This is a genomic window from Alteromonas sp. CH_MED4-4 (assembly GCF_037029575.1).
Taxonomy (GTDB): domain Bacteria; phylum Pseudomonadota; class Gammaproteobacteria; order Enterobacterales; family Alteromonadaceae; genus Alteromonas; species Alteromonas macleodii.
Genome location: NZ_JAYMEU010000028.1, coordinates 38427 through 62213, shown reverse-complemented (window position 1 = coordinate 62213; position 23787 = coordinate 38427). Strand labels below are relative to the sequence as shown.

The window sequence follows — 23787 nt, the reverse complement described above, 5'->3', positions numbered from 1 at the left end:
GCTTGCAGGACTGTTTCGCGATTAAAAGGCTTCCATTTAGACCAAAATTCGTACACCAAAGGTCAACAGGCCCTAGGAAAGGGTTTCAATTTGTTTTTGTTTGGGTAGTTGTTTTTGCGTAGCTGAACTCCCGGCGGTAGCAATAACGACTAAAGCCACTGCAAACCATTGTGAAAGCGTGAGGGTTTCATCAATAATGATGAACGCCGCTATGGCTGCAACGGCAGGCTCAACACTCATCATAATGCTGAAGGTTTGCTTAGGCATATTGCGCATTGCACTCATTTCTAACGTATACGGGATAGCCGACGAGAATACGCCTACAGCGAACCCGATGAAAATAGCCTGTGGCGAGAGTAAGGCGATACCTTGACTTGCAACGCCAATAGGCACTACACAGATAGCGGCCACTAGCATGCCTAATGTTACCGTAATACCGCCAGAACCTTCGTTGCCTGTTTTGTTTCCAAATACGATATAACCGGCCCAAAACGCTCCGGCTGTAAGGGCAAGAATAACGCCGACGGGATCTAAGCTCTCGGCCGACGCGCCGCCAATATCGGGAAGCAGCAAACAAACGCCTGCAACGGCTAAAATAGCCCAAGCAAAGTCTCTCTTTTTTCTGGCACTAAAAAATGCCACAGCCAATGGTCCGGTGAACTCAAGCGCAACACCTATGCCAAGGGGAATACGCTCAATCGCAAGATAGAAGATGATATTCATTGCGCCTAAGCAAGCGCCGTAGAAAATAACGTTACGCCATCCTTTCGCGCTTAAGCGCGCTCTCCAAGGCCTAAAAATTACTGTTAACACCAACGCGGCGAAAAACGCACGAAGAGCACTGGTGCCTTCAGGGCCAACTATAGGAAAGAGTTGTTTCGCAAACGATGCACCAGACTGTATGGTTACCATCGCCAAAAGCACTGCGACTATGGCAAGTAAAAAACGTTGATTCACAATATATTGCAACCTGGATGAGACAAAACCGGATTATATTTGTTCTAAAACTGAAATGCTCGTTGATAAGGGAAAGTATTGAAAATTAAAAGGTGATAACAGCTAGTTTCATTATTTTAAACCAATGAGCCTTTTACTTTGCAGTTAAAATACACATGAAAAGTAAGTGAAATAACCAAGATCTGAATGGTGGGCAAAGCACAAGCGTGTATCATGACTATCTCGCACAAATAAATGGAATAAAGACATGGAAATGCGACAACTCTCTTCACCGATAGATATTAAAGGCTTTTCGGTGATTACCAATAATCACACTGAATTCTCACCACTGGGAAAGATACCCACACTTTGGCAAAGGTTTGATAATTCGATAGCTGTTGACTATAAAGGCGGCGATCGAGTGTATGGCGTGTATTTCAACTACGAATCCGATCATTCCGGTGACTTTTCCGTGTTGGCTGGGTTTGACGGTGACTCAGTGCCCGAACATTTAAAGGTTGAGCACATCACTATTCCCGCAGGAAAGTATCTCGTTTTTTCGCGACAAGGTGAAATGCCGCAAATTGCCATTGATGCATGGAGCGATATTTGGCGCTATTTCACAGAAGGAGGTGCCGAGTATGAAAGGACGTTTTCAATAGACTTCGAGCACTATGTGAATGGCAACCATATAGACGTCTATATAGCGATAAAATGACGTCATGTTAACTTTATAATAAAAAAACGGCGCTAATAAGCGCCGTTTTTATCATTGCTCAATATTACGTAAATTACATTTTGTACGCTACGGTAACGTATCCGAAGCGGCCAATGTTGTCGTACGCGCCGTCTATTGAACCCGTGCCTGTCGTGCCTGTCGGTAGCGCACGGTTAAACAGGTTATCAATACCCACGGTTAGGCTAACACCGTTAGCAAAGTTGTAACCCGCGGTCACGTCAGTCACAGCGTATGAAGGCAGTTCCATACGGTTGCTCGGATTTGGGTTACGCGCTAACTCTTGGTTGTCGTAAAGGCTTGAACGTTCTAGGTAGCGAGTTTTCCAGCTTGCTTCCCAATCACCACGGCTATAGTTGATGGTGAATACACCCTGCCAATCAGATTCACCTGCCGTACCTGCGTACTGATAGAATACCTCAGGGTTATCTTGGAATGGGAATTCTTTGCGGTCTTTAAGGTAAGTCGCAATCAAGCTAGTACGGAATGCGCCTTCTAGCGCGTCGAAATCATATCCTAGTTCGAAGTCGATACCCTTGGCTTCTTGACCCGCGATGTTCAATGCATAGCTACGAATCTGAGTGATTTCACCGGTAGTTCCATCACGGTCGATAAGGCCACAGTATACGTTGTTAATACCCGACTCAGAGTCAACACAGCGATCCAATATTGTTTGGCCGTCAATAGACGAAATCGCGTCTGTCAGCTCGATTTCCCAGTAGTCAACAGTAGCGGTAAAGCCTTCAAACCAGCTAGGAGTATAGACAACACCTAGTGTTTTAGAGATTGAGCTCTCCGCTTGCAAGTCGATGTTTCCACCGTTTACGCCTTCTAGCGTTGCTGAGTCGTAATCAGAGTTGAAATCTGCAGGGATACCTAACGCTGCACAGTTTGCAATGCGTTGGTCGGCGTTGGCTAAGTCAGCAAGGTTGTCTGTACGACATGGATCGTCTACGCGGAAGAAGGTTTGGCTTGCTTCACCATAAAGTTCACCGATGTTCGGCGCGCGTAGTGCAGATGATTTTGTCGCACGTAGACGTAAATCTTCATACACTTTCCAATCTAGACCAAGCTTCCAGCTTTTCGCGTTGCCAATCGAAGAGTAGTTGGCAATACGCGCCGCAGTATCAAATGTCAGCATTTCTACGCCAGGGAGATCGGCAAGTAGTGGAATAGTAACTTCAGTAAATACTTCTGATACATCGTAATCGCCTTTATCTTCACCTAGAGTGTTGAAAAAGGTACCCGCTGCATTATCAGGTTCTTCAATTTCGCTTTTTTCTTTGCGATATTCAACACCGGCTGCAAAGCCAACGTATCCTGCAGGTAATTCATAAATACCAGAGTTTGCGATGGTTGCGCCAGCGTTGTATTGTTCAATTTTGCTTGTGCCAACTGATGTAGTATTGACGTAGTCAATTGCTTCTTGTGAAGGCTGACCAAAGCCCATAATGTTTAGCGGTACACAGCCGTCATCACTACCTGACGCACAAACAATGTTTCCATCGCCGTCAGTTATTGCGTTAAGTGCATTCTCGAAGTTTTGCAAAACAAGGTTGTTGCGGTTCTCACGCTCTAATTCAGTTTTGCCGTAGTTTACAAATGCCTCGTAGCTCCACTCGTCACCAATGTAGCCTTCGATACCTAGCACGTAGCGATAAGTTTCACGCTCGTCTGCTTCGGTGCGGCGCCCTAGGTCAGTCATCATGCGGTTAAGCTGAATGCTGTCTAGTTCGTTTTCATCCATGTATGCGGCAACGCTATCATCTAGAAAGGCATTGTTACGATAAATGGTTGTCTCTGAGCCGCCATAGAAGAAAGCAGGCTGGCCCATTGTAATTGCACGAGTACGCGCGTACTTAGCCTGTGCATACACTGTGGTGTCGTCGTTTAGCTCGTAGTTACCTTTTACATTTAGGTTAGTACGATCAAACTCAGGCTGAAGCTGCGTAAACTGGCGCAGGTTAAACGAATCACAGTTTGCGCAGAACGCACCGTCTACTTGGTCACCGGTGTAGATTTCGCGAATTGAACCGTCAGCGTTGAAAGTCTGAGAGTTGCCGCCAAAAACGCCAGAGTTGTTTAGTGTGTAGTAGCCCGCATTAGCAGTGTAAAAGTTGTCAGGAAATGCCGTTGAATTTAACTGGTCTTCACTGCGCTCGTATCCCATGATGCTTTCAAAGCTCATATTACGATACGACGTTGCAGTCCAAGGGTTGTCAAGGGCCTCTAAAGCTTCTTGTGAGCTGTATTCGGCTGCAAAAGCAATGTTGCCGCGATCATTGTCGAAGTTAAAGCCGTATGATGCTTGGTATTTATCGTTCTTATAACCGTTTTCCTGTGCAAAGCCTTGCGTCGCACTCACGTCGAAACCTTCAATGTTCTTTTTAAGAATGAAGTTAACAACACCAGTTACTGCATCTGCACCATAAACCGCAGAAGCACCGCCAGTAACGATTTCTACGCGCTCAATCCACGAAGTAGGGATGGTGTTGGTATCTACCGCTGCAGAGCCTGCTGAAGAAGATACGTGACGTTTACCGTCTACCAATACTAACGTGCGGTCAGTACCCATACCGCGTAGGTCAAGAATATTTAGACCGGCAGTTCCAATAAATTGACCTGAATTACCCAATGAGAATGTGTTTGCAAGTGAAGGAAGCTCATTAAGCACCTCACCAATGTTCATCGCACCTGAATTAAGAAGTGACTCACCAGAAATGGCTGTTACTGGTGATGGAGCGATAGCGCCCTGACGAGAGATACGAGAACCGGTGACCTGAATTTTTTCAACGTCAGCGCTTTCATTTGTTGAGTCCTGTGCAAGAACGTTGCCTGAGGTCAACGCGACACTTCCTGCTAATGCTAACTGAACTGCAGTTGCAATATTTTTCATGGATTGTTCCTAGTGAATTAGATTTACGTGCTTGTTGTTGGTTAACGCCCCGTAAATAGGCAAGGGCTAGCCAAATTGCATGCGTAGTTTTTACTTATGTTGCAATGGCGCGCATTCTAATTATCTAGTATTAAATAAATCAATTTTTTGCGGTGAATTAAATTCTAGCTATGAAAGAGTTAACTTAATTTTAAAGAATTTATAAATAGTAGGTTTAATTAATATTTTTGAGTTTTGTATTAATAATACTCAATAATTGTTTTTATATTGACCATGTGGTCGAAAAGTGTCTTTTTAGAGCGCTTATTAAGCGGTTTTCGTCTTGTTTTTAATTTGCTTGGTTAATTTTGAGTTAGAAGATTTTTGCTCGTATATTGCACTAACTGAGTAAATTTAAACCGTGTATATTAAAGTTTCTTTTTTTAACGTGAATAATAGTTGTTTTGTCGCTGTTTTAAATCAGGTAATTGCTAATGTTGCTCATAAGTTAAATATTTGTTGCTTCTCCATGTGTTATATTTTCTATCTTATTTCTTAATGATGTTTTTAATTATCCTTGATTCTGCGGAAACTATAAATAATGTAAGGGAGCTAACCTTAAATAAGGTCGAATAGATGAGAATAACGCTGATACTGTTTTGAACCGCTAGAAATAAAAAAGCCCACTTTGATATGGGCTTTAGTGCGCTTTCAAAATGCTCTTGCTTAACAAAAGTTTTGAGGCGTATTAAGCACTGAGCTTCTGAGCTAATTCCTGCCTTACTATTTCAGCGCCAGCGCTGAGCGCCTCAAGCTTGCCTCGAGCAACCTGTCGTGAAAGGGGGGCCATACCACAGTTTGTACAAGGGTAGAGTTTGTCGGCATCCACGTACTTTAATGCTTCACGTAATGTAGCTGCTACTTCTTCTGGTGTCTCTATTGTGTCAGTTGCAACATCAATAGCGCCCACCATCACTTTTTTGCCTTTAAGAAGCGAGATCAGTTCAATGGGTACATGAGAGTTATGGCACTCCAGAGAAACCATATCAATATTAGATTTTGCTAACTTAGGAAAGCTCTCCTCATATTGTCGCCACTCAGAGCCTAATGTCTTCTTCCAATCGGTATTAGCTTTGATGCCATATCCGTAGCAAATGTGCACTGCAGTTTCGCATTTAAGCCCTTCAATGGCTCTTTCTAATGCGGCAATACCCCATTCATTGACTTCATCGAAAAATACGTTAAACGAAGGTTCATCAAACTGGATAATGTCAACACCAGCAGCCTCAAGCTCCTTTGCCTCTTGGTTTAGTATTTTGGCAAACTCCCACGCAAGTTTTTCGCGACTTTTATAATGGTCGTCGTACAGCGTATCAACCATCGTCATAGGGCCAGGTAACGCCCATTTTATGGGCTGATCGGTTTGGCTCCTTAAGAACTTTGCGTCTTCAACGAACACTGATTTTGGCCGTGTAACAGCATGGGTAACGACAGGTACGCTAGCGTCGTAGCGATTGCGAATACGTACGGTTTTACGGTTTTCAAAATCAACACCGTCAAGGTGCTCAATAAAAGTAGTTACAAAATGCTGACGAGTTTGCTCACCGTCACACACAATATCTATGCCTGATAGGGCTTGTTCCTGAAGCGTAACGCGAAGCGCGTCTTTTTTGCCTTCCTCTAATGCTTCATCTTCTAGCTTCCACGGCGACCACAGGGTTTCAGGCTGTGCAAGCCACGATGGTTTTGGAAGACTGCCTGCAATTGAAGTGGGGAGTAGTTTTTTCATGTGATTCGCTTTCTTCTAATCAATAATTTGTATGGATGCGCGAGGGGCAGAACGTGCTGCCCTTATCATAGCTTTGTAGTCGCAACATGTGCGGTTTGAAAATCGCAAGTATCTAAATGAACGGATCAGGCGTAGCTTGCTGTGAATTGCGCTAACTTGTGTTGATAAGGCTTTATAAAGTTCTCTTCTACGAACTTGCCTTGTTCAACGGCTAGATGAGTCCGCTCCTCACGGTCATAAACAATGCGAGTCACTGAGTGATCGCTATTTTTCAAGTTTGGTTTGTAGCTTAAACCTGCCTGGGCGTTAGCGTTATAAATCTCAGGGCGATAAATTTTCTGGAAGGTCTCCATCGTAGCAATAGTGCTGATAAGTTCTAAATTGGTGTAGTCGTTTAACAAATCACCAAAGAAATAAAATGCAAAAGGAGCAGCACTGTTTGGTGGCATGAAATAGCGCACGTTTAAGCCCATCTTCTTGAAATACTGTTCAGTTAGTGATGATTCATTAGGCTGATATTCAACGCCTAAAACGGGGTGCTGATTTTCTGTTCGACGGTAGGTTTTATTGTCGGAAACGCTTAAACAAATGACCGGCAGCTTTGAAAAATGTGCTTTATAGGCTTCTGAATTAACGAAATACTTAAACAACTTTCCGTGCAGATCACCAAAATCGGTAGGGACACTGAACGAAGACTGGCCACGATTGTGATTAGATAGACGAACGCTAAAGTCATAATCGCGAACATAAGACGAGAAGTTGTTTCCCACAATACCTTGAGTGCGTTTACCCGTTTTTTTGTCAATTATATTGGTTTGTAAGATTTCGATAGTTGGGAATGTGTTGCCGTTACCCTCAACGTCGATATCTACCGACACAATTTCAAGTTCGACAGCATAGCGATCGCCACTTTCATTATCCCAGCTAGCCAGTGCATTAAAGCGGTTGTTTATCATGCTTAGTGCATCGCGCAAATTTTCTTTGCGGCGTTGACCACGAGCTAAATTGGCGAAGTTGGTGGTGATGCGTGTGTTGTCTGAAGGGCGATAATCTTCATTAAACTGAACGCTGTTAATAGTAAAAGAGAAATCTGTGTTCACGTTGTTGTTCATGAGAATGCGCTTCTATTCCTAAAGTTAAACCGAGTAGTGAGACTGCTGTAAAAGCTATGAACACGTTATACGTTGATTTAACTATGAATAAAAATGACTTATTTTCATTTTATCATGAAATATTGTCATGTATTGGGCGGGCGAAGAGCTAGTCGCCTACTAATGAGGCGGTAGATCTTTACTTGAAGTTGAGGTTTGCCACGAAATGCACAAATTATGCGTGTCTGATAAAACGTAATCATCACCGCCACAGTGACCAGTTTTTGTATGTGGCGGTCTATCCGCCACTAATGATTGCGTAACGCATCAATTAATTCGTCTTTGCTCATGTTAGAGCGACCTTCAATGCCGACTTCCTTGGCCTTTTGATACAGTTCCTCTTTAGTGCGATCCTCGTATTTTTTGCCTTTTCCACCATCTTTAGAAGGGGTTTGTTCGCTATTGGCTTGCGCATTGGCAATGCGCGCCGACTTCTCTTTACTGTAGCCTTCGTCGCGAAGGGCTTCGTAAGTGTCGTCGTTTTTAATTTGGTTGCCGTGGTCCTTAGCCATATTTAACTCCTGTTTTGCATACTGAGTAATCGATGAATGTTTCGCCGTAATTCTTACTTTGTATTTATATAGATGGATTACACAGTCGTTTAAAAGGCAGGCTTCAAGTGCGAAGAACCAATAGCGAGAGAGTGCTGCGCCTTTAACATCAGAAAAAATGTCATTCATCGCAAACGCCAAAAACGACAAAATAACGCTGCACCGTAATGTAACGACTTAACGCGTTAAAACTTCTTATGTTGTCAATTTTAGTGCGCCACATGCACGTAAAAAGTGCATTTATGTCAATGGTTTAGGTTTTTCATGCTATTGCGCGTTCAAAATTAAGCCTTTAGTCTAAAGTGAATATAGACGGAAGGCAGAGCGAAATATGAATAAAAATGAACAACAGAGCACCGTGAATTCTTCACGCCGTAATTGGTTAAAGTCTGTGGGATTAGGTGCAGGCGCGGTAGCGCTAACGACCAGCGTTGACAGTATTATGGGCGACCTTCGTGCCGCAGGTATGCAAACTGAACACTTCCCGTCTGCTACCCCCAATGTAAACGATGGTCTTATTCGCTTATCGTCAAATGAAAACGCCTTTGGGCCGTCAAAAAAAGCCGCAAAGGCAATGCAAAGCGAGCTTTTAAACCTAGCGCGTTATACCGACGCTACGGTTGAAGTGTTAGCGCAAAAAATTGCTGAGCAAGAAGGCGTATCTGCTGAGCAAATCGTAATTACGAATGGATCTTCACCTATTCTTTTTGGCTATGCGGACTGGATCACCAAAAACGGCAATAAGCTGGTAACGTCTATGGCAACCTACGAAGGCGTACCACGGGGCGCTGAGTTTATGGGGGCAGACGTGATCTACGTGCCGTTAGCCAATGATATGACTTTTGACCTAGATGCAATTGAAGCTGCAGTAACCGAAGATACGACTGCTGTGTACGTATGTAATCCAAATAATCCGACAGGGAGCATGGTAGATGCGGCGAAGCTTACCGCTTTTGCAAAACGCGTATCGAAGAAAGCACAGGTTTTCATCGATGAAGCCTACATTGAAATGTCTGATGCTTACCCCGCTAATGTGCAATCGAAGCTAGTAGCTGAGGGGTACAACGTGGTGATTTGCCGCACCTTCTCTAAAATTCACGCCATGGCGGGACAGCGTCTCGGTTACGCCATCATGCCTGCTGAGCAAGCTAAAACAATGGGCGGTATGCTACGCATGGGTGGTGTGAATTACTTGGCATTAGTAGCGGGTATGGCAAGTATGGATGATCATGAGAACTTAAACACAATGCGCTCACGCATTAAAACTGAGCGTGAAAAGTTAGTAAAAGTAGCTAAAGAGTTAAAGCAGCCGTTTGCGCCAAATCCACAAGGGAATTTTATTTACATGGATACGGGCATGCCGCACGATAAATTTGCAGAAAAGATGAAAGCTCAAGGTATAAAGGTTGTAGGGCGCACGTGGCCTGGGTACGACTCATGGTCACGTATTAGTGTAGGGACACCTGAAGAAACTGACGCGTGCGTTAAAGCATTAAAAGCGGTACTCGCTTAAAAAACAAAAATAACACCTAGCGCAGAGAGAAAAGGCTGAACGCAATTTGTGTTCAGCCTTCGTTTTTTGAATCGCTATTTCTCGATAGCAAACGTTAAGCCTGCTTTTTCTTCTAAACGGCGGATAAGCTTGTTACCAAGTGCTGCCGCAGGTGTGAAGAAACCACCAGATAAACTAACGTCTTTGCACAAGCAAAGGGCAGATTCTGAAATCATTTTACTGGTAGAGCCGTAACCTGGATCCTTGTCGCCTTTTACCGATACGGCTAGCATATCACCATTGGTAGCGGTACCCACAAACATGACATCGTAAAAGCCATTTTCGCGCTCTTCTTTGCTCGGGCCTTCACCTGGTTTAGGGCCATCATCACTTGCAAGCGACTTATCTTTGGCAACGTGATTCGCCATGGCTTCACCTTTCTCACCTGGACCAGTCATCATCATTTCATCATATTGAAAGTTCTTGCCGTAGCTATATCCGCCCAGGTAGTTCGTGCGATGAACGTTTTTAGTATTGATGGCCGCCATAATAAATGGTGCAACCCATGTGCCTAACTGCTCATCGAAGTAAGGTTTATTGCCATCGGGCTGTGGCTGATTTGACGCGCCATCGGTTAATGAGTGCGGGTTAATAAGTGCCGCCATGACAGACTTATCTTTGTGCGCAGCCGCCATGGTCGCTTTTAAACTTGCAGCCGTACCGCCAGAGAACGTGCCCTGCATTTTACGAACGCGACCTTTTACATATTCAATGACATCGCCAGTTTGCTTTTTGGCATGTTCTTGAAGGTAGTACACACCAAGGTCAAAAGGCACAGAGTCAAAGCCACACGAGAACACAATGTTTGCGCCGGTTTCTTTAGCTTTCGCTTCGTATTTATTGATCATTTGGTGCATCCAGGCTGGCTCACCGCAAAGATCTGTATAGCCGGTGCCGTTATCGACACATGCAGAAAGTAACTTTTCACCGTAAATTTGATACGGACCAACAGTGGTAAGTACAACGGCTGTGCGCTTCGTCAACGCATTTAGCGCGTCATCATCATCACCATCGGCTACAATGCTAGCAACGCTTTCACTAATGCCTAGCTCCTTTTTTACGCCGTTGAGTTTAGCTTCGTTTCGGCCTGCGACCGCCCACTTAACGTTGTCATCGCTGCCATACTGAGCCTGAAAATATTCAGCTACTAACTTACCCGTAAAACCTGTAGCACCGAAAATAACTACATCAAATTCCCGTTCGTTACTCATTGTTTTGTCCTGTTTTATCTCGTTTCGACACGTGTCATCAATATGCGTTACTCAATATACGCACAAGCACCCATATCTATCATTTTTTTCGGTAATATTTGTCTATTCACGAAATTAAATGGTGAGCATAAAAAAGCGTTAGCTTAATGATTCTACAAACTCAGCAAGCCGTGAAAGCCCTTCCTCCAAGCGTTCAATGCTAGTGGCGAAAGACAGTCTTACGTAATGGTTGGCATTGTGCTCACCAAAATCATTACCCGGCGTAAGCGCTACATGATGTTGTGAAAGTAGGGCATCACAAAATTCAATTGCACTTAGCCCTGTGTGCTTAATATTGATGTAGGCGTAAAACGCACCGTCAGGCTTTGCATCTAAACCAAGCCCCATATTTTCAAGTGCACTAAAAACAAGGGAAGCACGCTTTTCCAGCGTATGGCGGTTTTGCTCGCATTGCGCCAATGCTTCTGGTGTAAAGCACGCAAGAGCGGCCTTTTGCGAAAGGGTAGAAGGGCAAATAAACAAATTCTGCGCGAGTTTTTCAACGACGGGCGTCATTGCTTCGGGTACCACACACCAGCCAAGACGCCAGCCGGTCATACCAAAATATTTGGAAAAACTGTTTATTACGACCACTGTTTCTTCAAGCTGTGCATTGGCAAGTACGGTTTGAAGTTTGGTATCAGTGCCCAAGGTCGATTGGGAAGCGAATGTATCATTGCGTAAATCAAGATCAGCCGAAAGCGATAGATCCAAGTAAATTTCGTCAACAATTAAAAAGCCACCTTTGGATTTGCAGTACTCGCCAATTTTAGTCAACTCTTCTGCATCTATAACCGTACCAGTAGGATTGGCAGGTGTGGCAATAAGTACACCTTTCGTGTTGTGCTTCCAATTATCGGCAACACTTGTTGCGGTTAGCTGAAAGTTATCCTCACTGCGTGTTGGTACCAGCGTTACCTCTGCGCCAAATGCGTTTAAAAAACGTCGGTTACAAGGGTAAGAAGGGTCGCCCAATATCACGTTGTCGCCTGGTTCAACCAAGGCAGCACTTGCCAAAAGTAAAGCGCCAGAAGCCCCAGCGGTCACGACCACTCTAGAAGGGCTTACCGCTACGCCATGTTTAACTTCATAAAAGCGTGCAATGGCTTCACGTAGATCAGGCATGCCCAGCGCCGAGGTATAGGGAAAATCTGGGGCACTCAAGCTTTCTTTCATTGCCTCGAGTACTGCCGCGGGTGCGCCGAAATCAGGCTCGCCTAAATTAAGTCTTATAACATCTTTACCTTGCTGTTCTAGTGTCGTGGCTTTTTCGCCATAGGCCATAGCAAGAAACGGAGAGATCGCCGTAGCGCGAGAGGCAAACTTCAAAATAAAACCCTTATTAGTAAGTGCCAATTCAAACTGTACCGCAATTAGTGATCACTCTTGGTCATGATTCAAGGGAATTCTTCGAGAAGTACAATTAACTCGCTGACTTACTTCATAGCTAACTATTTAAACGAACAAACTTTTCGGCCAGCTCGTCTAGTGACTCTCTATTGTTCGGGTCGGGCTTAACCACATCGATAGGGCATACCGCTAAGCAAGTAGGGGCATCGTAATGCCCCACGCATTCTGTACAGCGTAACGGGTCTATTTCATACACTTTATTACCCATGCTTATAGCGGCATTAGGGCATTCGGGTTTGCACATGTCGCAGTTAATGCAGCTATCAAGAATAAGCAGTGCCATGCATTATGCCTCGCTCGCGTTTTCGGGTGTTACTGCACTAGGAGCTTTTCGAAACGGATTGCGGGTATCAACGCCTTCATCTAAATTTCGCAGCAGTAGGGCAAAGTTTAGAGACACATCGCTGGGTATCGGTATTCTTACTTGGTGTCCTGAACCCTTAGCATCCGTAATAGAATGGTTTCTCTTATCCAGCATCTTATTTAGAGTAAAGGTAATGTTGCCGCTTGGCGTCATCAACTCAAGCGAGTCACCTACACAGAATTTGTTTTTAACGTTTATAATTGCATAGCCAGACTCTTCACAACGGTCAATCACTTCACCAACAAATTGCTGTTTATCGCTGACTGAGTGGCCATACTCATAGTTCTGATACGCGTGGTGCGCATGGCGACGCAAGAAACCCTCGGTATAACCTCGATGCGCTAAAGTTTCCAAGCTTCCCATTAATGTACTATCAAAAGGCTTTCCTGCTACCGCGTCGTCAATTGCTTTTCTATAGACTTGAGCGGTTCGGGCACAGTAGTAATGTGATTTAGTGCGGCCTTCTATTTTTAAACTATGCACGCCCATTTGGGTTAACCTGCCAACATGTTGCACGGCACGCAAATCTTTAGAATTCATAATATAGGTGCCATGTTCGTCTTCAAAAGCTGGCATTAGCTCGCCAGGCTTTTCCTTTTCTTCTAACATGAACACTTGAGTGCTTGGTGTGCCTTCACCAAGGGTAGGAATTACCATTTGGGGCGCTGTCCCTTTTTTGTCAATCTCGTTGGCTTGAACGATGTCGCCAGTTTCGTTTTCCTGGCCTGCCTTAACATCGTAAGACCATCGACAAGCATTGGTACAAGTGCCCTGATTCGGATCGCGTTTATTCATATATCCAGACAATAAACAGCGGCCCGAATACGCCATACAAAGCGCTCCATGCACAAACACTTCAAGTTCCATATCTGGAACATGTTCGCGAATAGTTTCAATTTCTTCCAAAGAGAGTTCTCGCGATAAAATAACGCGCTCAATGCCTTGTTTTTGCCAAAACTTCACAGTAGCGTAGTTCACCGCATTGGCCTGTACACTTAAGTGAATAGGCATTTCGGGGAAGGCGTCACGCACCATCATAATAAGCCCCGGATCTGACATAATTAGCGCATCTGGCTTCATAGCAATTACTGGAGAAATATCTTTAAGGTAGGTACCTAGCTTGCTGTTATGCGGAGCAATGTTGCTTACTACATAGAACTTTTTACCTAAAGCGTGTGCTTCTTTTATGCCTATCGCTAAGTTTTCAAGGCTGAATTCGTTGTTTCTTACGCGAAGTGAGTAGCGAGGCTGCCCAGCATAAACAGCATCAGCGCCATAGGCAAAAGCGTAGCGCATATTGCGTAAGCTGCCCGCAGGTGCAAGCAACTCTGGGGCTGTTAACGTTTGGTTTAGCAATGTTGACGCTACGTCTTCACGTTGAAGTGAAGAACTTCGATTAGGTGAAAATTTTGAAGTCATAAATAAAAACCGCTACTAGACGCTTTAAACAAGGCGGCGGATTCTATAAGCCGTAAAATACCTCTACAAGCCAAATAAAGACTGCCTTTGACCGAGATCAAATAATTTGTTGTCGCTCATGTTTTTGAATGTTTAAACGGCAATTGAGCAGGGTCAATGCCAGCTGTTTTCTTCCATATAGTTGCTTTTTTAGTGCATTACCTTCGGTAGGAAAAACCAAGCCTGTTCACAGCTAAATAACATGCAAAAAGAGCGCATTTAAACGATGAACTGCCATGGGCAAAAGCCACCACATAGGGTAGGCTAGAAATTCACAATAATAAGGACTAACTGCATGCTGCAATTGAACATTTTTCACAAAGCGGCGCGACATGTAAAAGCATCGGGTAAATCGGCCATTGCGATTACGGTATTATTTGTCGTGTCTACGTCTTCCGCATTGGCAGCGCTGCCAAGCATTGGTGAATTCACCAGCGATATGACCAAAAAAGATGGTTTAATTCCTGTTTATTATGATGATGAAAGCGACAAAGTTTACTTGGCGGTGCCAACAGACCACGCCGAATACCTGTTTCAAAGTAGTTTGCCGTACGGCGTAGGGTCTAACGACATTGGCCTTGATCGCGGCCAGCTAGGCAATACGCGTTTAGTAAGATTTGAAAAATTTGGAAACAAGGTTTTATTAAAGCAGCACAACACCAAATACCGAGCAGCCCATGGCAGCGACGCTGAGAAACAGAGCATTGATGAAGCCTTTGCTGATTCGGTTATCGCAGGTTTTACGCTGGTAGCCAAAAACGACAGCGCCAGTCTAATAGATTACACACCGTTCTTATTAAGCGATATCCATGGCATTGGCAATCGCTTAGCGGGAACTAACCAAGGCAGTTTTAGCGTAGATAACATGCGAAGCGGCGTGTATTTACCTAAAACCAAAGGCTTTGAAAAAAATACTGAATTAGAGGCTTTAGTCACCTTTGCAGGTAAGAAGCCAGGCGAATACGTGCAGCAAGTTACGCCCGACCCAGAAAGCTTGTCGGTGCACTTGCATCATTCGTTTGTGGCTCTGCCTGACGATAATTACACGCCCAGAGAGTACCACCCGTACTCGGGCTACTGGAAATTCAGTTACTTTGATTATTCAACGCCTATCAGCGAGCCTACTGAACAGCGTTTTATTACCCGCCATCGTTTAAACAAGAAAACCCCGCATGCTGCAATGAGCGAAGCAGTGGAGCCTATTGTGTATTACCTAGATCCTGGTATTCCAGAACCCGTAATGACCGCGCTTAAAGAAGGGGCGAGCTGGTGGAATCAAGCCTATGAAGCCGCAGGCTACAAAGATGCGTTTCAGGTGAAAGTATTGCCCGAAGGTGCCGACCCAATGGACGTGCGCTATAACGTAATCAACTGGGTACATCGCGCAACGCGCGGTTGGTCTTATGGTTCGTCGGTTGTCGACCCGCGCACTGGTGAAATTATCAAAGGTCACGTTACGCTCGGCTCATTGCGTGTAAGACAAGATTATTTAATTGCCCTTGGTCTAACCAGTCCTTATAAGGACGGCAGCACCGACACCACTGCACAGCAAAAAATGGCTTTAGACCGCATTAGGCAGCTTTCAGCCCACGAAGTAGGGCACACATTGGGTATAGCCCACAACTTTGCGGCAAGTGAAAATAACCGTGCGTCGGTAATGGATTATCCTCATCCCAAAATTAGTATTAAAAACGGCAAAATTAGCTTGGAAGGCGCGTATGATAAAGGCATAGGCGCATGGGATATTCACGCCGTAGCGTATGGCTATCAAGATTTTGCCAGCGACGTAGAGGCAACCGAAGCCTTGGCAAAAATTATCGTAAAAGGCCGTAATGAGGGTTTAAGTTTTAAGTCAGACCCCGATACCCGCAGTAGTCGCCATGCATCGGCAAACGGCCATATGTGGGAAAACGGTAGCAATCCGCTAGATGCTTTCGATGAAATTTCACAAGTACGCGAACTGGCGTTAGCCAATTTAGGTTTAGACACCTTAAGCCCAAATAGCAGTTTATCCTCGCTTGAAAATGCTTTAGTGCCTATTTACTTACTCCACCGTTATCAGTTAGAAGCCGTTGCAAAGCAAGTCGGCGGCTTAGTGTATGAATACGAACGCAAAGGTGACTATACCAAAGCACAGGGCCAACAGTTTGTAGCGCCTGCAGTGCAGCAACGCGCTATGCAGCAGTTAATTACAGCTACTACCGCTGACTACTTGACTATACCTGAATCGGTACTCGCCCTTATTCCACCGACAGCGTATGGCGACGATATTACTCGCGAGCACTTTAAGGGCAAAATGGGGTTAATGTTAGACCCTGTTTCTGCCGCCGCTTCAGCATCTAACTTTGCGTTTGAATTACTATTGCACCCAGAGCGCTTAAACCGCTTGGAGTGGCAGACAAGAAGCACTAATGACAGACGCAAAAAAGTAGGCGTTTCTATGCTGGTGAAGCAAATACTTAACGTTCACTGGTATAAAAATAAGTCACAAAGCCCATTAGCAAAACGCTTACAGTTAGTGGCGTTAAATGCAGTGATGAAAGCAGTAACTAACGATAAGTTGGCGCCTGAAGTAAGAATGGAAGCCGAACTTGCTCTGCTTGAATTTAGCGAATGGTTAGACGACAAAGCAGACGACAATCAGTATGAAATACTGAAAGAACAGTTCGATACTTATTGGGCAAGTAAGGCATGGCCAAGTACCTTTGAAGTAGAGCCGCTACCGCCAGGTTAGCCGATTTAAAATGCGCTGCTACCAAGGACGCTGCTGATGCATAACCATAGTAGTAAAAAAACGTCAATGCCGCACAGGGATGCTGCGGTACGGCGTATTCCTGTATTTGTTGGGCTACTGCTAATTCTCATACCTTTAGCTGAAAGCGTTAATGGGAGTGTTTTGTGGGGGATGAACTACCATTCCCCAAAGCTCATGTCACAGGTCGGGGATATGGTAGCCTGGGTGAAATTGATAGCGGTATGTGTAGGTGTTTACCTGATTTTTAAGCAGAAAGGTGCACTTAAGCTTTTGTTCAAAAATAAATGGGTTTCTAACATCCTTAACATTTTTATCGCTGTAGTGGCTTTTATTCAGGTTAACCTAGGTTTTTTTGACGTCGCAATGGATATGGTGTTAACCGATAATACAGACTACTTTCATAAAGAATTTGAAATAGGCAAAAACACTATTTACGTGCATACCCTAGACCAAGGTGCTTTGGGAAAGGCTTATCATAACTTTTACTTAAAATGCCCACTTCCTTTACACCGTTTTGAATTAAAACCAATTGAACAAACAGACTGGGTTTTAGATTTACAGCTTAAAGCAACCGATGTTGGTTTTGGCGTGTTTAACGGACGTGGAGAGTTTAAACATGATATTGGTTTGAATGGGATAAATTGTACTTAAATTGTGAGCGGCTTCCTCGTCACGCTGGACAATATCATCATTGTATTGGACTCTGCCATTATTGATAGATCTTCCAAAAAGCCGTCTAGTGCTTTCATTGAATCTGTCGCTACTTTCATAATGAAGGCGCGTTCACCCGTCACATTGTATCCTTCAACGACCTCTAGCCGTTCTTTCATAAATGCTAGTATTTGCGGCTCCTTACCAATAAATACACGGGCTTGAACCATGGCTGTAATAGGTAATCCCATGTTGTGGCTATCGATTGTTGCAGTATAGCCAGTAATTACGCTTTCCTCTTCTAATCGCTTTACGCGTTCAGCAACCGCGGGGGCGGAAAGGTGGACACGTTTCGCTAATTCCGAGAAGGAAATACGCCCCTCAGACTGCAAAATATGTAGAATATTTCTGTTAATCTTGTCCATCTTATTTTTCCAAAGTAAACGCAGCCTTTTCCTTTGTTTTACAAAGTTAAATGCGCGAAATTCAATTATTGTGTTATTCATCGCTTAGCAGGTCAAGCATACACTGAGCAGTATCAATTGACCTACAGAAGACAAATCATGCAAATCGATGAATTTACACTTGAACGAATCCAATCGCTCTATGAAAACTTAGTTGAACTGAACCTATCTGATAGCGGTGTTCACCCATATCGATTAAACGAACTGCTCAATCAGGAGCAGCAACAAGAGCTATTGAGTATTGAACTTGGATACGGTTGGACTAATGGTAGTGTGCAACTTCGAGAGCGCATTGCTGCCCTATACAGCAATCGAACTTCTGACAATGTAATCGTTACAAATGGCTCGGCTGAAGCAAATTTTCTAATGGTAATGAGCTTACTTGAAAAAGGCGATGAGCTAATAGTTATTGTTCCTAACTACATGCAGATAGCTGGGTGGGCTAAGTCGTTAGGGGTGAAGGTCGTCGAAATTCCATTATTGGAACAAGACGGTTGGCTACCAAACTTTGAACTGCTAGAAAAAAGTATATCGGCTAACACCAAGATGCTCACTATTTGTCATCCCAACAACCCAACGGGATCTACGCTGCCTCTTGAACAAATACAGGAATTGGTGAACTTTGCAAAACGGCACGACATTTATATCCATGCTGATGAGGTATACAAAGGTGCGGAGTTTGATGGAAATGAACTACCTAGTTTTGCAGATGAATATGAAAAGGCGATTATTACCTGCGGCTTGTCAAAAGCTATGGCGATGCCTGGTTTACGCCTAGGATGGCTAGTTGGGCTACCCGACGACATCTACAAAACGTGGCAGTGTAAGGATTATACCAGCATCACCACTAGTGCTGTAAGCGAATATGTAGCGAATATAGTGCTAGAACCAACCTTTCGGCATCAGGTATTAACCCGCAGTAAAGAATTCTTAATAGATAATCTAAATAGAATTAGTAAGTGGGTCGATGAAAATTCCTGGGCCTCGTTTGTACCGCCCAAGGCAGGAGGTATGGCATTTATTCGTTATGATTTACCAGTTAACTCTACTGAACTTGCCCACGAGTTTAGACAAGAATTGAGCGTGCTTATTTTACCTGGTGATGTGTATGGCTTAGACGGTTACTTCAGAGTAGGAATAGGCGCGCCTAGCGATCATTTAGAAAAAGGGTTGGAGAGAATTAGTCATTATATGAAGCACAAATATGGGGTGTAAACATGAAGATTGTCACTAAATCTGAAATTCTGACCGTGCTGAGGCAATTCGACCCATTACTTGATGTTGAAAGTGGATTTGTTGACTATTCCAAAGGCTTAGCGTGCATCCCGCCTGTAAGTGAACTAGTGCTTGAGAAAGGTGAAGTACATATTAAGTGCGGTTACCTCAAGGCTGGAGTTCATTATGTGATTAAGGTTGCATCAGGCTTTTATGGCAATAGTGTATTAGGCTTGCCGTCCAGCAACGGCTTGATGATGCTGTTCTCCACCGAAACAGGTGAAGCCAAATGTTTACTGCAAGATGAAGGTATTTTAACCGACCATCGTACTGCAATTGCAGGCGCCATTGTTGCCAAGTATTTTGCTCCTGCCGTGGTCTCTGCCATTGGGGTAGTAGGCACTGGTATTCAGGCACGTCTTCAGGTGAAGCGAGTGAGTCAAGTGACAGGATGTAAAAAGATAATAGTGTGGGGACGTTCAACGGAAGCTGCTGAACGCTTTAGACGGTCCATGCAAGTCGAAGGTTATAATGTAGAGCTTATCGAGCACTTGGAGTCGTTGGCCGGGAAGTCAAACCTAATCATTACCACAACCCCGTCTTCCCGACCGTTACTAAGCCAGAATATGATCCAAGCAGGAACATTAATAATTGCAATTGGCTCCGATACACCCGAGAAGCAGGAGCTGGATACAGATATTTTGGTGAATGCCACCAGAATTATTGTGGACAGTAAAAAGCAAAGTTTAACACGTGGTGAGGTATCTAGAGCACTTCGTGCATCCGCTATCGGTGAACATCAAGTGTTCGAGTTGGGAGCAGAAATCGCAAAGGGGAGGCGACCAACGATGGCAACAGAGACAACGGTTGTAGATTTAACGGGGTTGGCAGTTCAGGATTTAAAAATTGCCGAATTTGTACTAAATAGGATTAACTAAGCTTTATCTTGCTAAATATTCAGTGAATCTAGCAAAACGGACTATTGACCCTTGCGTAGTTCGCCAATTTTTCTCGTGAAAAAGGTGCGCTTTGTAGCTGCTTTATGAATCAGCGAGAAAGCACTCCCTTAGGGCGGTTGCAACAAACTCTAATCCAATTTGTTGCAACCAAGTTCGCATCGTATCTATTTGTAGATAAAACCTACAATTCCCGATAATTAGTAAACACCTTGTAAAGCTGGGTTCCACTCAATACCGAAGCCGACGGGAAGTGTAGAATAGGGATCAAATCGCAAGGCGCTTCTAAGGTCCTGCTGCCGTTGTCGGTATCCAGATCGTCAATATTTAAAATTTGCGCCAGTGGTTCGCCTTTCTTCACCGTTTGGCTTGGTTTCGCCATGTACTCCACCATGCCGCCCCAGTTAGTAAACAGGGTTTTATAGTCTTTTAAATACACGCCTAAACGCTGCATTACTTTCGGTTTAACATCGCATTCGTGCAATACGCCTTTGGCGTTTAAGTAGCTAAGAATACTGGTGGCGTCTATATTACCTTCGTTAAAGTCGATAACTTCTTGGCTACCCATTTCAAGCGTAAACGCTTCAACGTTAAAGCTTACCTCACGCGCTAAATTAGTTTTTATGCTTTCTTGCAGTGTCCACCATGGGCAGAACGTCGCTTCGTCCAACGCCCCCGCAAATACGTTTGGAATAAAAATACAATGGGGAATGTTAAACAGCTTAGCACTGTCTTTGGCGTACTCGGGAATATAAACGTGACGGGTAGACACCGGGCCGTTGTGGAGATCTAGTACGAAATCGGCGTTGACCGCCATTTGCTGTAGCTTTAGGTTAAGCTGCTGCGCTAGTCCTAGGCCCCATGGTTCAGCCAGCTTGTTGTCGATAGCGTTAGACAAGTGAGCACGAAAACGTTGTTTTATGCCTTCAATAGACTCTTCGCGGGTGACTGTTTTGGCGAAATGCTCAACTGCATCCTTATCGAAGAAGTAGCCGCGGTTCCAGTTTGTGCCGTTCACAGGATCGAACCGGCCTAATGTGTACTCACCGGCTTTAATGTTAGTACCAATGGGATTACAGTTGGGCACTAGGATAATTTCGCCGCAAATATCCATGTCTTTTAAGCGCTGAATGAGATGGTAAATAACCACGTTACCTTGTACTTCTGCGCCGTGAATAGAACTTTGAATATACACGGTGGGGCCAGGGCGCGCTCCTTTCATTCGATAAATTGGCACGTTCATGTTACGTCCAGACGCGTTTTGCGCCACTACCATGTGTTTTTTCACTACTTGGGTTGTCATTTAAATCAACCTATTTTCTGTCTTGTTCTTTGTTTTAATCTGTTGTTTTTAATCACGTTTTTAGAATTCATGCCGCAAATTCACATAAACTTAACAAGCACATAGCTCGCAATCTACGCCTTTAGGTAGCTTCCAGTTTCGCCACTCGTGCGACAGAGCATCAAACGTCATTAACGTGTTTTTAGGAATATTATCGAAATCCATCAATACTTGCATGGCAAGCATAGCTTGGTAAGTACCAACAATATTTACTACTGGCGAGAATATACCTGCCTCTACACAGCTTAAATCGGGCGATTCAAATAGCGTCCGTAAGCATGCATAGCAGCGGCTCTCACCGGGTATAGCGACGAAAAGTTGGCCTTCAAAGCGAATGGCCGCGCCCGATACTAGCGGGGTATTTAGTTTAAAACACAGTAGGTTTATTAAATCTCGCGAGTTTGTATTGTCGGTGCAATCTAGCACAACGTCAGCACGCTCTATGGCTTGTTTTAATAATCGTGAAAGCTGAGTAGAGCTGGGCGCCGAAAACGGTTCTGCTATTACGGTAATGTCGCAGTCGCTGTTTATTTCACTAAGCCGCGCTTTAGCCGCCTCTACTTTATTTTTGCCTACATCTTGTTCGCTAAACAAGGTTTGCCTTGGCAGGTTGGTGGCCTCAACTGTGTCGTGGTCGATAAGTGTAAGAGAGCCCACGCCACTGGCGCAAAGGTTAGTAGCAGCCGCGGTGCCAAGCCCGCCAATACCAATGATACAAATATTGGCGTTTAGCAGCGCTTCTTGACCGTCTAGGTCCACTTTTGGAAGCACGATATGGCGGTTATAACGCATAGCCTGCTGATTAGTTAGGCTTTTAGACATAGTTTATGCCAACTTAGTTGTTGAATTCATGGCATGCACCCTTATAAAGTGATTACCAAATAGTATTTTGGCTGGTACTTTATCAAAAACCGCCAAAATGTCGCATATCAAATTAGGATTTCATATGTCAGTTGTCAGCCAACCCCTTAATATTGCCGTACTCACTATTTCAGATACGCGCACCCTCGAAAACGACAAGTCGGGAGACTACTTGAAAGAGGCGCTTACCTCGGTTGGCCATAAGCTTTACGATCGCGATTTGGTGAAAGACAATATTTATCAACAGCGCGCCGTGGTGTCGAAGTGGATTGCCGATAAAAACATTCACGCCGTATTAATTACCGGTGGTACAGGTTTCACCCACCGTGACTCAACGCCAGAGGCCATCAGTGTATTGTTCGACAAAGAAGTCGACGGCTTTGGCGAGCTATTCCGTCAAATTAGCTATGAAGAGATTGGTACATCAACCATTCAGTCTCGCGCGGTTGCGGGCTTTGCTAATAATACGGTTATTTTCTGCTTACCAGGCTCAACAGGCGCGTGTCGTACTGCGTGGGAAAAAATTATTTCTAGCCAGCTTGATGCCGACTTTAGACCGTGTAATTTCGTGAAGCATCTGGTGGAAGCATGAGTACCTTTAGCCATTTAAACGCTGGTGGCGAAGCCAATATGGTCGACGTTAGCGACAAAGACGTTACCAAGCGAGAAGCCACAGCAGAAGGTTTTTTATACGTAAGCGAAGACGTTATTCGCCAAATCTCTGAATCAAAAATTGCAAAAGGTGATGTATTTGCAGTTGCCCGTGTAGCGGGTATTCAAGGGGCGAAACGCTGCGCCGATCTTATTCCTCTTTGTCACCCATTGGCACTGTCAAAGGTGGATATTAATTTTGACATTCAGGCCGATCAGAATCGAATTCAAGCCACCTGTTATTGTAAGCTAAGCGGTAAAACCGGCGTTGAAATGGAAGCGCTCACGGGTGTAAATGTGGCGCTGTTAACCTTGTTTGATATGTGCAAAGCCATCGACCCTGGCATGCATATGGAAGGGGTACGGGTACTGGAGAAAAAAGGCGGTAAGACAGGCCATTGGCAGTCCGACACCTAGTTTTCACAAAGGCCAGTGAGCTAAAAAATGACGTGCATAAAGCGTACACGCATTCAAGACGCAACGCACTTTAGGCTCAACGTATTTCCGAGGCTTGGAAAGATTAATTAGCGCGCACAAAGCAACCTTAACAACGTAGATAACAGGCAAAGCATGCAGGTAACGGTAAAAACATTCGCACAAACCAGAGAGATTACGGGAGAGGACAATATCGCGCTTAATCTAAGCGAGAGCAGCACTATTGAGACCGTGATATCGCAGCTTAAAACGCGTAGTGACAAGTGGGCATTAGCACTAGAGGGCAGTGTGCTTACTGCCTGTAATCAAGAACTTTGCGATCTCCAAACAGTACTTAGCGACGGTGATGAGCTGGCGCTATTTCCACCTGTGACAGGGGGCTAGC

At 44.4% G+C, this 23787-nt stretch carries 21 protein-coding genes; 9 read left to right on the top strand and 12 right to left on the bottom strand.

The features are described from left to right. Positions 1-72 precede the first annotated feature (72 nt). The gene (locus tag WA381_RS16745) at positions 73-957 is read right to left on the bottom strand and encodes an EamA family transporter (protein WP_039225402.1); all 885 of its coding nucleotides are present in this window, start codon (positions 955-957) and stop codon (positions 73-75) included. Between the two features lie 247 nt (positions 958-1204). Between WA381_RS16745 and WA381_RS16740 the strand changes: the two genes are divergently transcribed. After that, the gene (locus tag WA381_RS16740) at positions 1205-1654 is read left to right on the top strand and encodes a GyrI-like domain-containing protein (protein WP_156078483.1); all 450 of its coding nucleotides are present in this window, start codon (positions 1205-1207) and stop codon (positions 1652-1654) included. A 73-nt stretch (positions 1655-1727) separates the two neighbouring features. Here the strand turns inward: WA381_RS16740 and WA381_RS16735 are convergent, their stop codons facing one another. The 4 genes from WA381_RS16735 to WA381_RS16720 form a co-directional block, all read right to left on the bottom strand. Next, positions 1728-4568: a TonB-dependent receptor domain-containing protein gene (locus tag WA381_RS16735; RefSeq protein WP_014949791.1), complete on the bottom strand. Its 2841-nt coding sequence runs from the start codon at positions 4566-4568 to the stop codon at positions 1728-1730. Between the two features lie 727 nt (positions 4569-5295). Next, positions 5296-6336 carry a methionine synthase gene (locus WA381_RS16730; RefSeq protein WP_014949790.1) on the bottom strand — a complete coding sequence of 347 codons (1041 nt, stop codon included), beginning with the start codon at positions 6334-6336 and terminating at the stop codon, positions 5296-5298. Positions 6337-6461: 125 nt separating this feature from the next. Then, positions 6462-7436 (bottom strand): DUF1852 domain-containing protein, encoded by a 975-nt coding sequence (locus WA381_RS16725; RefSeq protein ID WP_014949789.1) that lies wholly within the window; start codon positions 7434-7436, stop codon positions 6462-6464. Between the two features lie 299 nt (positions 7437-7735). After that, complete coding sequence (locus tag WA381_RS16720; RefSeq protein ID WP_014976784.1) at positions 7736-7999, bottom strand: DUF7218 family protein; 264 nt, start codon at positions 7997-7999, stop codon at positions 7736-7738. Positions 8000-8369: 370 nt separating this feature from the next. On the opposite strand from WA381_RS16720, the gene WA381_RS16715 reads away from it, so the two are divergent. Further along, positions 8370-9551, top strand: a complete 1182-nt coding sequence (locus tag WA381_RS16715) for a pyridoxal phosphate-dependent aminotransferase (protein ID WP_061486020.1) — start codon at positions 8370-8372, stop codon at positions 9549-9551. A gap of 74 nt (positions 9552-9625) precedes the next feature. Here the strand turns inward: WA381_RS16715 and WA381_RS16710 are convergent, their stop codons facing one another. The 4 genes from WA381_RS16710 to trhP all read right to left on the bottom strand — a co-directional run bounded on the left by WA381_RS16710 (position 9626) and on the right by trhP (position 14033). Then, the gene (locus WA381_RS16710) at positions 9626-10801 is read right to left on the bottom strand and encodes a saccharopine dehydrogenase family protein (protein WP_101564885.1); all 1176 of its coding nucleotides are present in this window, start codon (positions 10799-10801) and stop codon (positions 9626-9628) included. Positions 10802-10939: 138 nt separating this feature from the next. Further along, complete coding sequence (locus WA381_RS16705) at positions 10940-12169, bottom strand: aminotransferase class I/II-fold pyridoxal phosphate-dependent enzyme (protein WP_156086528.1); 1230 nt, start codon at positions 12167-12169, stop codon at positions 10940-10942. Positions 12170-12287: 118 nt separating this feature from the next. Continuing rightward, the gene (locus WA381_RS16700) at positions 12288-12533 is read right to left on the bottom strand and encodes a YfhL family 4Fe-4S dicluster ferredoxin (RefSeq protein ID WP_156086527.1); all 246 of its coding nucleotides are present in this window, start codon (positions 12531-12533) and stop codon (positions 12288-12290) included. A gap of 3 nt (positions 12534-12536) precedes the next feature. Continuing rightward, positions 12537-14033, bottom strand: coding sequence for a prephenate-dependent tRNA uridine(34) hydroxylase TrhP (gene trhP / locus WA381_RS16695; protein WP_156086526.1), 1497 nt, complete (start codon positions 14031-14033; stop codon positions 12537-12539). 334 nt (positions 14034-14367) lie between these two features. Between trhP and WA381_RS16690 the strand changes: the two genes are divergently transcribed. Together WA381_RS16690 and WA381_RS16685 are read left to right on the top strand one after the other, a co-directional pair. Continuing rightward, positions 14368-16806 (top strand): zinc-dependent metalloprotease, encoded by a 2439-nt coding sequence (locus WA381_RS16690; protein WP_156086525.1) that lies wholly within the window; start codon positions 14368-14370, stop codon positions 16804-16806. Positions 16807-17031: 225 nt separating this feature from the next. Next, positions 17032-17478, top strand: coding sequence for a hypothetical protein (locus tag WA381_RS16685; RefSeq protein ID WP_231506494.1), 447 nt, complete (start codon positions 17032-17034; stop codon positions 17476-17478). Here the strand turns inward: WA381_RS16685 and WA381_RS16680 are convergent. After that, a complete protein-coding gene (locus tag WA381_RS16680; protein WP_014976775.1) occupies positions 17475-17903 on the bottom strand; it encodes an Lrp/AsnC family transcriptional regulator in 429 nt (142 codons plus the stop codon). The genes WA381_RS16685 and WA381_RS16680 overlap by 4 nt on opposite strands. A 138-nt stretch (positions 17904-18041) precedes the next feature. On the opposite strand from WA381_RS16680, the gene WA381_RS16675 reads away from it, so the two are divergent. Together WA381_RS16675 and WA381_RS16670 are read left to right on the top strand one after the other, a co-directional pair. After that, on the top strand, positions 18042-19157 hold the full coding sequence (locus WA381_RS16675; protein WP_231506491.1) for an aminotransferase class I/II-fold pyridoxal phosphate-dependent enzyme: 1116 nt from the start codon (positions 18042-18044) through the stop codon (positions 19155-19157). Between the two features lie 2 nt (positions 19158-19159). Continuing rightward, on the top strand, positions 19160-20095 hold the full coding sequence (locus WA381_RS16670) for an ornithine cyclodeaminase family protein (RefSeq protein WP_156086523.1): 936 nt from the start codon (positions 19160-19162) through the stop codon (positions 20093-20095). A 202-nt stretch (positions 20096-20297) separates the two neighbouring features. Here the strand turns inward: WA381_RS16670 and WA381_RS16665 are convergent, their stop codons facing one another. Together WA381_RS16665 and WA381_RS16660 are read right to left on the bottom strand one after the other, a co-directional pair. Continuing rightward, entirely contained in the window at positions 20298-21416 is a 1119-nt protein-coding gene (locus WA381_RS16665) for a succinylglutamate desuccinylase/aspartoacylase domain-containing protein (protein WP_156086522.1), read from the bottom strand. 90 nt (positions 21417-21506) lie between these two features. After that, positions 21507-22277: a HesA/MoeB/ThiF family protein gene (locus WA381_RS16660; RefSeq protein WP_156086521.1), complete on the bottom strand. Its 771-nt coding sequence runs from the start codon at positions 22275-22277 to the stop codon at positions 21507-21509. Between the two features lie 124 nt (positions 22278-22401). On the opposite strand from WA381_RS16660, the gene moaB reads away from it, so the two are divergent. The 3 genes from moaB (at position 22402) to WA381_RS16645 (ending at position 23786) form a co-directional block, all read left to right on the top strand. Beyond that, positions 22402-22908, top strand: coding sequence for a molybdenum cofactor biosynthesis protein B (gene moaB, locus WA381_RS16655; protein ID WP_156086520.1), 507 nt, complete (start codon positions 22402-22404; stop codon positions 22906-22908). Continuing rightward, the gene (gene moaC / locus WA381_RS16650) at positions 22905-23384 is read left to right on the top strand and encodes a cyclic pyranopterin monophosphate synthase MoaC (RefSeq protein ID WP_014949774.1); all 480 of its coding nucleotides are present in this window, start codon (positions 22905-22907) and stop codon (positions 23382-23384) included. Before moaB ends, moaC begins: the two co-directional genes overlap by 4 nt. Positions 23385-23537: 153 nt before the next feature. Then, positions 23538-23786 carry a MoaD/ThiS family protein gene (locus WA381_RS16645; protein WP_156086519.1) on the top strand — a complete coding sequence of 83 codons (249 nt, stop codon included), beginning with the start codon at positions 23538-23540 and terminating at the stop codon, positions 23784-23786. Position 23787: the final 1 nt, after the last annotated feature.

What these genes read in the sequence shown, in the direction of transcription:
- WA381_RS16740 (WP_156078483.1), top strand. Translation starts at nt 1,205, where the DNA reads ATGGAAATGCGACAACTCTCTTCACCGATAGATATTAAAGGCTTTTCG.
- WA381_RS16730 (WP_014949790.1), bottom strand. Translation starts at nt 6,336, where the DNA reads ATGAAAAAACTACTCCCCACTTCAATTGCAGGCAGTCTTCCAAAACCA.
- WA381_RS16645 (WP_156086519.1), top strand. Translation starts at nt 23,538, where the DNA reads ATGCAGGTAACGGTAAAAACATTCGCACAAACCAGAGAGATTACGGGA.
- WA381_RS16680 (WP_014976775.1), bottom strand. Translation starts at nt 17,903, where the DNA reads ATGGACAAGATTAACAGAAATATTCTACATATTTTGCAGTCTGAGGGG.
- moaB (WP_156086520.1), top strand. Translation starts at nt 22,402, where the DNA reads ATGTCAGTTGTCAGCCAACCCCTTAATATTGCCGTACTCACTATTTCA.
- WA381_RS16735 (WP_014949791.1), bottom strand. Translation starts at nt 4,568, where the DNA reads ATGAAAAATATTGCAACTGCAGTTCAGTTAGCATTAGCAGGAAGTGTC.
- trhP (WP_156086526.1), bottom strand. Translation starts at nt 14,033, where the DNA reads ATGACTTCAAAATTTTCACCTAATCGAAGTTCTTCACTTCAACGTGAA.
- WA381_RS16700 (WP_156086527.1), bottom strand. Translation starts at nt 12,533, where the DNA reads ATGGCACTGCTTATTCTTGATAGCTGCATTAACTGCGACATGTGCAAA.
- WA381_RS16675 (WP_231506491.1), top strand. Translation starts at nt 18,042, where the DNA reads ATGCAAATCGATGAATTTACACTTGAACGAATCCAATCGCTCTATGAA.
- WA381_RS16665 (WP_156086522.1), bottom strand. Translation starts at nt 21,416, where the DNA reads ATGACAACCCAAGTAGTGAAAAAACACATGGTAGTGGCGCAAAACGCG.
- moaC (WP_014949774.1), top strand. Translation starts at nt 22,905, where the DNA reads ATGAGTACCTTTAGCCATTTAAACGCTGGTGGCGAAGCCAATATGGTC.
- WA381_RS16690 (WP_156086525.1), top strand. Translation starts at nt 14,368, where the DNA reads ATGCTGCAATTGAACATTTTTCACAAAGCGGCGCGACATGTAAAAGCA.
- WA381_RS16660 (WP_156086521.1), bottom strand. Translation starts at nt 22,277, where the DNA reads ATGTCTAAAAGCCTAACTAATCAGCAGGCTATGCGTTATAACCGCCAT.
- WA381_RS16670 (WP_156086523.1), top strand. Translation starts at nt 19,160, where the DNA reads ATGAAGATTGTCACTAAATCTGAAATTCTGACCGTGCTGAGGCAATTC.
- WA381_RS16710 (WP_101564885.1), bottom strand. Translation starts at nt 10,801, where the DNA reads ATGAGTAACGAACGGGAATTTGATGTAGTTATTTTCGGTGCTACAGGT.
- WA381_RS16720 (WP_014976784.1), bottom strand. Translation starts at nt 7,999, where the DNA reads ATGGCTAAGGACCACGGCAACCAAATTAAAAACGACGACACTTACGAA.
- WA381_RS16715 (WP_061486020.1), top strand. Translation starts at nt 8,370, where the DNA reads ATGAATAAAAATGAACAACAGAGCACCGTGAATTCTTCACGCCGTAAT.